General features: G+C 69.2%; 9 protein-coding genes. 3 read left to right on the top strand and 6 right to left on the bottom strand.

The window, feature by feature from the left end; all coding sequences use genetic code 11:
• Positions 1 to 23 precede the first annotated feature (23 nt).
• Positions 24 to 1,844, bottom strand: a complete 1,821-nt coding sequence (locus ACZYZ5_RS16705) for an AMP-dependent synthetase/ligase (protein WP_463903206.1) — start codon at positions 1,842 to 1,844, stop codon at positions 24 to 26.
• A gap of 181 nt (positions 1,845 to 2,025) precedes the next feature.
• On the opposite strand from ACZYZ5_RS16705, the gene ACZYZ5_RS16700 reads away from it, so the two are divergent.
• Complete coding sequence (locus tag ACZYZ5_RS16700; RefSeq protein ID WP_463903204.1) at positions 2,026 to 3,117, top strand: ROK family glucokinase; 1,092 nt, start codon at positions 2,026 to 2,028, stop codon at positions 3,115 to 3,117.
• Positions 3,118 to 3,204: 87 nt separating this feature from the next.
• Here the strand turns inward: ACZYZ5_RS16700 and ACZYZ5_RS16695 are convergent, their stop codons facing one another.
• From ACZYZ5_RS16695 to ACZYZ5_RS16685, 3 genes are read right to left on the bottom strand one after another with little or no spacing between them, the layout of a single operon-like run.
• Entirely contained in the window at positions 3,205 to 3,912 is a 708-nt protein-coding gene (locus ACZYZ5_RS16695) for a hypothetical protein (protein ID WP_463903202.1), read from the bottom strand.
• Positions 3,905 to 4,708, bottom strand: a complete 804-nt coding sequence (locus ACZYZ5_RS16690) for an alpha/beta hydrolase (protein WP_463903200.1) — start codon at positions 4,706 to 4,708, stop codon at positions 3,905 to 3,907. Before ACZYZ5_RS16690 ends, ACZYZ5_RS16695 begins: the two co-directional genes overlap by 8 nt.
• Positions 4,705 to 5,529 (bottom strand): alpha/beta hydrolase, encoded by an 825-nt coding sequence (locus ACZYZ5_RS16685; RefSeq protein WP_463903196.1) that lies wholly within the window; start codon positions 5,527 to 5,529, stop codon positions 4,705 to 4,707. Before ACZYZ5_RS16685 ends, ACZYZ5_RS16690 begins: the two co-directional genes overlap by 4 nt.
• A gap of 111 nt (positions 5,530 to 5,640) precedes the next feature.
• Here ACZYZ5_RS16685 and ACZYZ5_RS16680 point away from each other — a divergent pair, with 111 nt between their 5' ends.
• Entirely contained in the window at positions 5,641 to 6,384 is a 744-nt protein-coding gene (locus ACZYZ5_RS16680; protein ID WP_463903194.1) for a lysophospholipid acyltransferase family protein, read from the top strand.
• A gap of 124 nt (positions 6,385 to 6,508) precedes the next feature.
• Positions 6,509 to 7,897, top strand: a complete 1,389-nt coding sequence (locus ACZYZ5_RS16675; protein WP_463903257.1) for a class II 3-deoxy-7-phosphoheptulonate synthase — start codon at positions 6,509 to 6,511, stop codon at positions 7,895 to 7,897.
• Positions 7,898 to 7,991: 94 nt separating this feature from the next.
• On the opposite strand, the gene ACZYZ5_RS16670 is transcribed toward ACZYZ5_RS16675, so the two are convergent.
• Positions 7,992 to 10,112 carry a protein kinase domain-containing protein gene (locus tag ACZYZ5_RS16670; RefSeq protein WP_463903255.1) on the bottom strand — a complete coding sequence of 707 codons (2,121 nt, stop codon included), beginning with the start codon at positions 10,110 to 10,112 and terminating at the stop codon, positions 7,992 to 7,994.
• A gap of 124 nt (positions 10,113 to 10,236) precedes the next feature.
• On the bottom strand, positions 10,237 to 11,613 hold the full coding sequence (locus tag ACZYZ5_RS16665; protein ID WP_463903192.1) for a lytic transglycosylase: 1,377 nt from the start codon (positions 11,611 to 11,613) through the stop codon (positions 10,237 to 10,239).
• Positions 11,614 to 11,751 lie beyond the last annotated feature (138 nt).

The following is an 11,751-nucleotide window of genomic DNA, read 5'->3' as shown; positions in this document are numbered from 1 at the left end:
CCCTTTCTTTGTTGGCGCGCCGCTTAGACCTGGGCGGGACGCGGGGTACCGTACATTTCCTCGATGACGTTCTCGAAGTCCTTCATCACCTGGGCCCGCTTGACCTTCATCGACGGCGTGAGGTGCCCGGAGGCCTCGGTGAAGTCGGCCGGCACGATCCGGAAGGACTTGATGGCCTCGGCCTGGGAAACCGTCTGGTTGGCGCCGTTGATGAGTTCCTGCACCGCGGCCTTGACCACCGGGTTGTCGGTGGCCTCGGCGAGGGTCGTGGAGGCGGGCAGCCCGTGGCGGTGCAGCCAGCCGGGCAGGGCCTCCTCATCGAGGGTGACCAGCGCGCCGATGAAGGGGCGGTTGTCACCGACCACCAGCACCTGGGAGACCAGCGCGTCGGCACGGATCTGGTCCTCCAGGAGCGCAGGCACGACGTTCTTGCCGCTGGCCGTAACGATGATTTCCTTTTTGCGCCCGGTGATGGTCAGGAAGCCCTGCTCATCGAGCTGTCCGATGTCGCCGGTCCGGAACCAGCCATCGACGAAGGACTCCGCGGAGAGGTCCTCACGCTTGTAGTACCCGCGCATGACGCAGACGCCCTTGGCGAGGATCTCGCCGTCGTCGGCGATCTTCACGGCACTGCCGGGAATCGGGGCGCCGACGGTGCCGATCTTGATCAGATCCGGCGTGTTCACGGTGACGGGGGCCGTGGTCTCGGTCAGCCCGTAGCCTTCCAGGATCTGCATGCCGATGCCCTGGAAGAAGTGGCCCAGCCGCTCGCCCAGCGGGCCGCCGCCGGAGACGGCGTGGGCCACCTCGCCGCCCATGGCCGCGCGGAGCTTGCTGTACACGAGCTTGTCGAAGAGGGTGTGCTTGAGTTTGAGGCCCAGGCCGATCTTGCCGGCCTGGCGGGCGCGGGAGAATTCGATGGCGGTGTCCGCGGCGCGGTGGAAGATGGCGCCCTTACCGCCGTCCTCTGCCTTGGTCAGTGCCGAGTTGTAGACCTTCTCGAAGACCCGAGGCACCGCAAGGATGAAGGTCGGCTTGTAGCTCTGCAGGTCCGGCAGGAGGTTCTTGATGTCCGGCGTGTGCGCCACCGTGACGCCGGCGGCGACCGCGAGGACCGAGATGAAGCGCGCGAACACGTGGGCCAGGGGCAGGAACATGATGGTCCGGGCCTGCTCGTGGACGATCTTGTTCAGCGAGGTCGCGAGCGCGTTTTCGGAGAGTTCCACGAAGTTGCCGTGGGTCAGCTCGCAGCCCTTGGGCCGCCCGGTGGTACCCGAGGTGTAGATGATGGTGGCGAGGTCGTCCAGGGAGGCCAGGCTGCGCCGGGCCTCCAGCTCCTCGTCGCTGACCGTCGCGCCGGCGGCGCGGACCTCGTCCAGGCCGGTTCCTTCGAGCTGCCAGACGTGGGCCAGCGCGGTGAGGCCTTCGGAGGTGGCGGCCTGCCGGATGATGTTCTCATGGTGGGCGGACTCGCCGAACGCGGCGACGGCGCCGGAATCGCCCAGGTTCCAGGCGACCTGGGAGGGGGAGGAGGTCTCATAGATCGGCACGGAGACGGCTCCGGCGAACCAGATGGCGAAGTCGATGAGGGCCCACTCATACCGGGTGCGGGACATGATGCCGACCCTGTCGCCGGCGGCCACGCCGCTGGCGATCAGGCCCTTGGCGAGCAGCGAAACGTCGGCCAGGAAATCGGTGGCCCGGATGTCCTGCCATTGCCCGACCGCGTCAAGGCGGGAGAACAAGGCCGGGTTGGACGCCTTCGCGGCCTGGCGCAGGACCAGATCGGTGACGTTCGTTTCCGGGGGGACGGTGACCAGGGGCGGGACACTGATTTCTCGCACGTTAGCTCCTTTGATTTCCATGGACCCGCGAGGGGTACGACTAACACTAGTATGCGGTCGAAGGCATGTGTGTTCCACCACATCTACTGGCGAGTAACCTTACGGTTGGTTACCCCCGGTTGCGCCCGCGGGCGGTGCTTCGGCCTGTGCCCGGCCGCTGCGGCGAATAGGATGGGGAACCATGCACACACCTACACCCGGGCAGCAGCCCGGCCCGTACCGCAGGACGGCCGTCTGGCGGCGCAGGACGGCCGCAGGGGCAGCTGCCGGACCGGCCGGCCAGGGCTTCCGGGAGCACCTGCGGCTGGGCCGGAAAGGCCTCGCCATCGGCGTGGACATTGGCGGGACCAAGGTGGCCGCCGGTGTGGTCGACGCGGAGGGCAGGATCCTCGCCCAGGCCAAGCGGTCCACTCCCGGCAACGACCCCCGTGCGGTCGAACAGGTGATTGTCGAGCTGGTGGAGGAGTTGGGCCAAGGCCATCGGATCTGGTCGGTCGGGATCGGTGCGGCCGGCTGGATGGACCTCGACGGCGGGACCGTGCTGTTCAGCCCCCATCTGGCGTGGCGCAACGAGCCTCTCCGGGACAACCTGCAGCGGCTGCTCCGCCGGCCCGTGCTGTTGACCAACGACGCCGATGCGGCCGGCTGGGCGGAGTGGCGCTTCGGGGCCGGGCAGGGCCACAACCGCCTGGTCTGCATTACCCTCGGCACCGGGATCGGCGGTGCCATGGTGATGGACGGCCGGCTGGAACGCGGGCGCTTCGGCGTGGCCGGGGAGTTCGGCCACCAGATCATCATGCCCGGCGGGCACCGCTGTGAGTGCGGCAACCGGGGCTGCTGGGAACAGTACGCTTCCGGCAACGCACTCGGCCGGGAAGCCCGGGAACTCGCCGCCGCCAATTCCCCCGTGGCCCAGGAGCTGCTCAAAGCGGTCGACGGCCACGCGGAGCACATCACCGGAGTGATTGTCACAGAACTGGCCAAGGCCGGTGACCCGACCTCCCGGGAGCTGCTGGAGGATGTCGGAGAGTGGCTCGGTTTGGGCCTGGCCAACCTCGCCGCCGCGCTGGATCCGGGCAAGTTCGTGATTGGCGGCGGACTCTGCGATGCCGGCGAACTGCTGGTCGGCCCGGCCCGGAAGGCCTTTGCCCGGAACCTGACCGGCCGCGGGTTCCGGCCTGCGGCGGACATCGAGCTCGCGGCCCTGGGCCCGAATGCGGGCCTGATCGGTGCGGCGGACCTGTCCCGGGTCAGCAGCCGCATGCACAGCTAGCCGGAACCGGGCCGGCCCGCGCCCCGGCCCGGGTGCGGCCGGAGGCGCACGGCCGCCCGATCGGCCGGACCGGCCGGACCGGGTCAGTTAGATGCGGGCGCCGTCGTCGTGTTCGTCCTTTTCGCCCGGCAGCTTCATGATCAGGAAGACCACCGACGCCGCGAAGGCGGCCACCATTCCCAGGATGGCCATCAGCGGGGCGGAGCGCCAGAACATCGCGGAGATCAGGAGCGCCACGGGGCCGCCGACGGCCCCCAGCCAGGCCAGCATCGTCAGCGGGTCGGTTCCGGCGAGGCTGGGCGGTTCCTCCGGTACGAACTCGCCCGGGCCCAGCGGGTCCTCCTCCGTGCCCTCGTAGTCCCGCGGCCCGGGGGCAGTCCCGGGGCGATCGGCAGCGGCGCCGGCCGGGGGGCCCCCGTCCGCGTGGCGCTGTGCCTGCCGCTCCTCGGCGGAAAGCTCAATCGGCACCCCGACGGAAAGCCCCAGCGGGTCGAAGTCGCTGAAGGGCCGCGGGCCGGAGCCGGCGGGGGGCGCGGCGGGCGCATCGTCCGCGCCGGGTGCGTCCGGCACCTCCGGGCGCTCCGCGCCGTCCGCCGCGCCGTTGCCTTCCGGGACATCCGGGCCTTCAAGGCTGTCCCGGGCTTCCGGGCCTTCCGGGCCTTCCGGGCCTTCCGGGGTCACGGGGCCGGCGGCCGCAGCCGTGTCCCTGCCTTCCAGCCTCGCGACCAGGTCAAGCCAGACGGCGTCGTCCTGGTTGGCGCTGGAATCCGCGGAGTTGGGGTCCGGTCTAGTCATCTGCCGTGTCCTTTTGGCTAGCGTGGGCGGCGTCCGGGCCGCCTCCCGCACCCAGCGACCGGATAAATTCGGCCGTGCCGCGGAAGATCTCGGGCGCGTCGTTGTCCATCGTAGCCACGTGGTAGCTGTTTTCCAGCCGGATCACTTCCAGCGGCGCGTGCGTCAGTCCCCGGCGCAGGGCCACCATGCTCGAGTCGGAGACCACATGGTCCACCGCCGAACGGTACACCCGCACGGGGGCGGTGATCCGGGGGAGCAGCCGCACGGTGTCCTTGAACATCCTGTTCAGTTCGTGCGCCGCGGCAACGGGTGTCCGGGGGTAGGCCCCCTCGTCGATGCCCTCTTTGAGGATGTCGTTGGCGATCGCCGGGGTGCTCTTGAGCACGAATTTCAGGATGCCCGCCAGCGGTGCCCGGGGATCGTCAATGACCAGGCCGGGGTTCACCAGCACGGCCCCCGCGACCGGGCGCGTGGCCGCAATCCGCAGCGCCAGCGCCCCGCCCATGGACAGTCCGGCCACGACGACCTGCTCACAGTCCCCGGCGAGCTCAAGGTAGGCGGCGTCCAGCGCCGCGTGCCAGTCCTGCCAGCGGGTCCGGGCCAGTTCCTGCCAGTTGGTGCCATGCCCGGGCAGCAGTGGCACCCGCACGGCGTAGCCGGCGTCGGCCAGCGACCTGGCCCAGTCCCGGACGCCGTGCGGGCTGCCGGTGAAACCATGCGACACGACGACGCCGGTGCGGGTCCCCGTCCCGGTGAACGGGCTGCTGAACGGTGTGTGGTCCAAGGGGATGGTCATGGGGTCTCCGGGGTGCTGGTGGCGGGCTGGTCCGGCACCGCCGCGGACGGCGGCGCGGCGGCTGCATGGTGCAGGAAGAACCGGACGGACTGCTCGAAGATCAGCGGGGCGTCGACGTCGAGCGTGGCCACATGCCCGCTGGCCGGCAGACTGACCACTTCCAGCTCCCGCGACCCCAGTCCCTTCCGCAGCAGCTCGATCGAGGAGGGCGGGACCACGATGTCGGTGGCGGACTTGAACACGAGCGCCGGGGCGGCGACGGCGGGCAGTTCGCGCCGCGCCGCCTTGAAGAGCCTGCTCAGCTGGTGGACGGCTTCCAGCGGTGTGAGGGTGTAGTCGCCGTCCTCGGTGGTGACGTGCGTCGGGTTCGGTTCCTGGACCGGGACGGTGGTGCGCTGGATGTGCTTGAGCAGGCCGATGTAGCGCACCCTGCGGTCGTAGAAGCTCAATGCCGGATTGACGACGGCAACCCCGGCGACGTCGTGGCGTGCCGCCGTGCGCAGGGCAATGGTTCCGCCCATGGACAGCCCTGCCACGTAGCACTGCCCGGTCCGGGCGGAGAGTTCCAGATAGGCGGCCTCGAAGGCCCGGTACCAGTCCTGCCAGCCGTGCCGGGCCAGGTCGCGCCAGTCCGTGCCGTGTCCCGGCAGCAGCGGGACGGACACCGCGAAGCCCTGCCGGGCCAGGTGCTCGGCCCAGGGAAGGACGCTCAGGGGGCTGCCGGTGAAGCCGTGGCAGATGGCCACGCCGATGCCCGCGTTGGCGCCGTGGCCGGGATAACTGAACGCTGCGGGCGCCAGGGGAGTGCTGCTTCCGGTCATGTGCCCATCGTGTCACTGTTCCGGACAAAACTCACTAGAGTAGGGTGTCATTGAAGTGCTGGCCGGGTCCGATGGAGGGCCGGCCAGACGCCTTCCGGAGAGGTTCACCACGTGTTTTATTGGTTCATGAAAACGTTCGTTCTCGGACCCGTTCTGAAGACGCTTTTCAGGCCGTGGGTCAAGGGCCTGGACAACGTCCCCGCCGAGGGCGCAGCCATTCTGGCTTCCAACCATCTCTCCTTTTCCGACTCCATCTTCATGCCGCTGACGGTGCCCCGCCCCGTCGTGTTCCTCGCCAAATCGGAGTACTTCACGGGCAAGGGGATCAAGGGCAGGCTGACGGCCACCTTCTTCCGGCTCACCAACCAGCTGCCGATGGACCGTTCCGGCGGTGCGGCGTCTGCGCTCTCGCTGAATGCCGGCATGGACGTGCTGAAGAACGGCTCGCTGCTGGGCATCTACCCGGAGGGCACCCGCAGCCCGGACTCCCGGCTGTACCGCGGCAAAGTGGGGGTGGCGCGGCTGGCCCTGCAGGCCCGCGTCCCGGTGATCCCGGTCGCGATGATCGGCACGGACAAGGTCCAGCCGATCGGCAAACGGATGCCCAACATCCGGCGCATCGGGATGATCTTTGGCGAGCCGCTGGACTTCAGCCGGTACTACGGCATGGAGGACGACCGGCTGATCCAGCGGTCCGTGACCGATGAGATCATGTACGAACTCATGCGGCTCTCCGGCCAGGAATACGTTGACGAGTACGCCGCCGTCGTCAAGCTCCGGCTGGCCGGGAAAGCCACCGAAGTGCCCGGGGACGACGCCGCCGGCACCGGACCGGCCGCCCCGGAGAGTGTGTGACCGGAGCGTGTGACGGGCCGCAAGCAATCAATGACGGCCCGGGTCCGACGATCGCCACGGAGGCAACTATCCTTAGAGGGTGACTGAGCTATCTGCGCCTTCGGCCTCCCCCCTGACCAGTTCCCTGAGCGGCTCGCCCGTGGCGGGCTCTGCGCTGACCAGCACCGCCCAGAGCGGTGCCGCCAACTATCCCGGCCTGGACCGCTGGCGGGAGCTGCCGGCCTCCCAACAGCCGAGCTGGTCGGACAAGGCCGTCTTCGAAGCCTCCGTCAAGGAACTCTCCGTGCTTCCGCCGCTCGTGTTCGCCGGCGAAGTGGACATCCTGCGCGAACGCCTCGCCGCGGCGGCGCAGGGCAAGGCGTTCCTGCTCCAGGGCGGCGACTGCGCGGAAACGTTCGAAGCCGCCACGGCGGACAAGATCAGCGCCCGCGTCCGCACCATCCTGCAGATGGCGGTGGTCCTCACCTACGGTGCCGCCATGCCGGTCATCAAAATGGGCCGGATGGCCGGGCAGTTCGCCAAGCCGCGCTCCTCCAACGATGAGACCCGTGAGGGCGTCACGCTGCCGGCCTACCGCGGTGACATCGTCAACGGCTACGACTTCACGCCGGAATCCCGGGCCCACGACGCCAGCCGGATGCTGAAGGCGTACCACACGTCCGCCTCCACCCTGAACCTGATCCGTGCGTTCACCCAGGGCGGCTTCGCGGACCTCCGGCTGGTGCACCAGTGGAACAAGGGCTTCACCGAAAACCCCGCCCACGCACGCTATGAGTCGCTGGCGCGGGATATCGACCGTGCCATCAAGTTCATGTCGTCCTGCGGCGCGGACTTCGAGGCCCTCAAGCGCGTGGAGTTCTACGCCAGCCATGAAGCGCTGCTGCTCGACTACGAGCGCGCCCTGACCCGCATCGACTCCCGCACGGGCTTCCCGTACGACACCTCCGCCCACTTCCTCTGGATCGGTGAGCGCACGCGCGAACTGGACCACGCCCACGTCGACTTCCTCTCGCGGGTCCGCAACCCGATCGGTGTGAAGCTGGGGCCGGGCACCAGCGGCGACGACGCGCTGCGCCTGATCGACAAGCTGGACCCGGACCGCGAACCCGGCCGCCTGACCTTCATCACCCGGATGGGCGCCGGCAACATCCGCGAGAAGCTGCCCCCGATCGTGGAGCGGGTCACCGCGTCCGGCGCCCAGGTCCTCTGGGTCACCGACCCGATGCACGGCAACACGGTCACCTCGCCGAACGGCTACAAGACCCGGAACTTCGACGACGTCATTGATGAGGTGCGCGGCTTCTTCGAGGTCCACCACTCGCTCGGCACGGTCCCCGGCGGGCTGCACGTCGAAATGACCGGCGACGACGTGGCCGAGTGCCTCGGCGGGGCCGATCCGGTGGACCAGGAGTCCTTCCTGGACCGCTACGAATCGGTCTGCGATCCGCGCCTGAACCACATGCAGTCCCTTGAGATGGCCTTCCTGGTGGCCGGGGCCCTGGCCAAGCGCTAAGCAACGGTCCAGGCACCAGAAAGCTCCGCCCGGCTGGTTTCAGCCGGGCGGAGCCTTTTTAACGCGGAGCCTGTATAACGCTAGGCCGACCCGGTCAGACCACGGTCAGGGTGATCACGGAGCCTTCCGGAACCTGCTTGTTCACGGGGTCCTGGTAACGGACCGTGCCGAAGAACCCGCCCAGGATATCCTCCACCTGGACTTCAAACCCCAGCTCCTCGAGTGCCTTGCGGGCCTCGTCGACCTGCTTGCCGACGAAGCTCGGAACGTCAACGAGCCTGGGGCCCTTGGAAACGGTCAGGGTCACCGCGCCGCCCCGGGTGAGGTTGCCGGAGGCCGGATCCTGCGCCACCACGGAGCCTTTGGGTACGGTCCGGTCAAAGACGGTTTCCGGCGAGATCACGGCCTTCAGTCCGGCGTCTTCGATGGCTTTGACCGCGTCCCCCTGCTCCTGGCCCCGCACGTCCGGCACCGGAAGGGGCTGGGGGCCCTTGGACACGGTGAGGTCCACCGGGGTGCCGTGCCGGACCGGATTGCCGCTGCGCGGTGCCTGCGCCAGGACGGTGCCGGCGGGCTCGGATTCGTCAAAGGTTTCAGTGATCGGTCCGAGGGCCATGCCCGCGCCGTTGAGGGCGGTCTTGGCCTCGTCGAGGGACTTCCCGACCAGCTCCGGCAGGGGGAACAGCTCGGGGCCCTTGGAGACCGCGAGGGACACCGGCTGGAACTTCCGGATGACTTCCCCGGCGGCGGGAACAGAACCGACCACCAGCCCGGGGGCGACGTCGTCGTGGAACACGTCCTGGGTGGTGGACTGGAAGCCCGCGGTTCGGAGCAGCTGCTGGGCCTCCGCCACCGTCTTGTTCCCGAGCTCCGGAATCGTGCCGGGGGAGCCAGGCCCCATGCCGAAGAACCAGCCGGCCCCGCCGGCCAGCAGCGCCGCGGTGACCAGGACCAGGACCCAGAGCAGGCCCCGGCGCCGGGGGTTCCCCTCGCGCAGGCTCCGGACGGGCGTGGCCGCGGCACGCTGCCGCGCCTTCTCCTCGTCTCGGTCGTGTTTGCGCAGCGCCCGCTTGCTGGCAGGAACTGCCGAATCGTTGGTGTCGCCGTAGTTGTCCGGGTAGGGCACGTCGTCGGGGGCGGACAGCGGGCCGTAGCCGGGGTGCCGCGGGGCCGCGGACATCACCGTGGTCGGGTTGCTGCCGCGGGCGATGAACTCCGTGGGCTGCTGCCGTCCGCCGATGACTTCGGTGGCGCCGTTGCCCTCGCGCGGCTCCGGCGGGCCCCCCGGGCGCCGGGCCGGCGGAACCGGGGGAGGCGGCACGGCCGGCAGGGCCGGACGCGCCGCAGGGGGCTGCAGGTCGAGTTCGGCGTCGCTGAGGTTCCTCCGGATGTGGCGGAGTTCGGAGAGCAGGGCGTACCCGTCGACGGGGCGTTTGTCGGGGTCGTTGGCCGTGCACCACTGCACGAGCTCGTCGATTTCGGCGGCGAGACCGGGCACCAGCCCGGAGGGGGCGCCGACGGACGAGTTGACGTGCTGGTAGGCGACCTGGATGGGAACCTCACCGTCGAACGGCTGGCGGCCGGTGATCATCTCATAGAGCATGATCCCGACCGAGTAGATGTCACTGCGCGCATCGGCCTGCCGGCCCAGCACGAGCTCGGGGGAGAGATACGCCACGGTGCCGATCAGCGCGCCGGTACTGGTCGACGTCGAAATGGCGCGGGCCAGGCCGAAGTCGCCGAGCTTGATCCGCCCGTCGTCGGCGATCAGCACGTTCTCCGGTTTGATATCCCGGTGGATGAGGCCGGTTTCGTGGGCCGCGCCCAGGCCATCGACGACGGGGTCGATCAGTGCCAGGGCCAGGCGCGGCGGAAGTGCGCCTTTTTCCTTGAGCACGTCGCGCAGGGTGTGGCCCTTGACGTACTCCATCACCAGGTAGGCCACCCGGTCATCCTCGCCCTGGTCCAGCACCCCCACGACGTGCGGGTGCGACAGGCGGGCGGCGGCCTTCGCTTCCCGGCCGAGCCGGTCGAGGAACTGCGGGTCGCCGGTCATGTGGGGGTGCAGCACCTTCAGCGCCACGTCCCGCTCCAGCCGGCGGTCGGTGGCCACATACACAGTGGACATGCCGCCGCTGGCGAGCCTGGACTGAATCAGGTAGCGGCCATCCACCAGGGTGCCAACGAGAGGGTCCGACGAGTAATCCTGCACTATACGATCCTAATCGCTGCACGGAAACGGGCCCGAATCAACATGCGATCCGGGCCCGTATCGTTATCAGCCGTGGCTTGGCCGGGGCCGGGGCGGTTGGCGCCGCGGCCCGGGTTGCCCTGGACTCTTAGCCGAAGTTCTTCTGGTGTGCCTTGATGGACTCCACGTAGCGCTTGGTGTCCTCGTACATGCCGTACTTGCTGACCGAGTACTGGCCCTGGTAGTAACCGGCGATGGCGCTGTCCGGGTCCGGGCTGGTGCGGCTCAGCTGGCGGATGATGGCGACGCCGGCCGTGACGTTGTCGTACGGGTCCAGCAGGTTCAGCTGGCGGCCGACGAGGTCCGAAGCCCACTCGCCCGAGGAGGGGATCACCTGCATGGTTCCGATCGCGTTGGCCGGGGAGACCGCGCGGTGGTCGAAGCCGGATTCCTGGAACGCGAAGGCCAGGGCAAGTGACGGGTCGACCCCCATGCGGCGGGCGGTGTCCGCGACGATGGTCTTCATCTGCTCGCGGCTGGGCACCGGCGAGGCGTTCAGCAGGGCCTTGTTCTGGTTGGCGGAGCTGACGACGGCGTCCGGATATGTGTAGCCGAGGAAGGTGCTCGGGACGAGCGGGGTGACCGTGGCAGCGGGCGGAGTGGCGGCCGGTGCGATGGACGCGCCCGACAGCGCCAGCTTCTGGCCGGGGTAGATGATGCTGGACATTGTCAGGCGGTTGGCGGACAGGATGTCGGCGAGCTTGACGCCGTTCCGGGCGGCGATGCCGGAGAGGGTGTCGCCGGACTTGATGGTGTAGGAACCCGAGGCGGAGGCCGGCGCCACCGGGGCAGTCGCGGCCGGCGCCACCGGGGCGGGGGCTGCCGGGGCCGGTGCGGCAGCGCCGCCGCCGATCTTGATCTGCTGGCCGGGGTAGATGACGGAGCCGAGGTTGAGTCCGTTCCAGCCGAAGACCTCGGAGAGCTTGACGCCGTGGCGGGCTGCGATGGCGCCGAGGGTGTCGCCCGACTTCACCGTATAAACGCTGCCGCCGGTGGCGGCAGCGGGAGCGGCGGGAGCCGCCGGCTCCGGCGCCGTGGCCGGGCCGCCGAGTTTGATCTTCTGGCCGGGGTAGATGAGGGTGTTCGCCTGCAGCCCGTTCAATTCCAGGATGGCGTAAGTGTCCAGGTCAAATTTGCCGGCGATTCCGCTGATCGTGTCACCCCGGGCGATCGTGTATTCCTCGGGGGCGGAAACCTGGGCCGGCCGGAAGGCGGACGGCACGGCCGCCGGGACCGAATTGGCGGGGATCAACGCCGTACCCAGCGAGCGGGCGGTCTGTCCCTGGGCCTGTGCCTGCATGGCCGCGGCGAGGGTGGCCGGGATGGCGCGCGTGCGGGATTCGGCCGCAGCCGGCTGGGCGAGCGCCAGGGACGACAGGACGACGGCGGGGAGGGCAGCCGTCGTGGCCGCAATCATCGGCAGGCTGGGCCGCGTGGCGGGCTTTGGCGAACGTGACGTCGTCATGGGAAAAGTCCTCTTCTCAGCGGCGAACGCTGCGGGTCTGGCCGGCAATACTGGTGTTACCAGTGTGACTCAAGTTATAGCTGTGACAAATGTGATCCATGTGAATCTCTCACGATTTGGGAATTAGCACAAGAACTG

It is taken from the genome of Pseudarthrobacter ribosi, assembly GCF_055412865.1.
The sequence above is the reverse complement of the archived record's forward strand: the minus strand, read 5'-3'. Positions and strand labels throughout refer to the sequence as shown.

Bases quoted from the DNA above. Each gene is read 5' to 3' on its own strand.
- ACZYZ5_RS16700 (WP_463903204.1), top strand. From the start codon at position 2,026: ATGCACACACCTACACCCGGGCAGCAGCCCGGCCCGTACCGCAGGACG.
- ACZYZ5_RS16695 (WP_463903202.1), bottom strand. From the start codon at position 3,912: ATGACTAGACCGGACCCCAACTCCGCGGATTCCAGCGCCAACCAGGAC.
- ACZYZ5_RS16690 (WP_463903200.1), bottom strand. From the start codon at position 4,708: ATGACCATCCCCTTGGACCACACACCGTTCAGCAGCCCGTTCACCGGG.
- ACZYZ5_RS16685 (WP_463903196.1), bottom strand. From the start codon at position 5,529: ATGACCGGAAGCAGCACTCCCCTGGCGCCCGCAGCGTTCAGTTATCCC.
- ACZYZ5_RS16665 (WP_463903192.1), bottom strand. From the start codon at position 11,613: ATGACGACGTCACGTTCGCCAAAGCCCGCCACGCGGCCCAGCCTGCCG.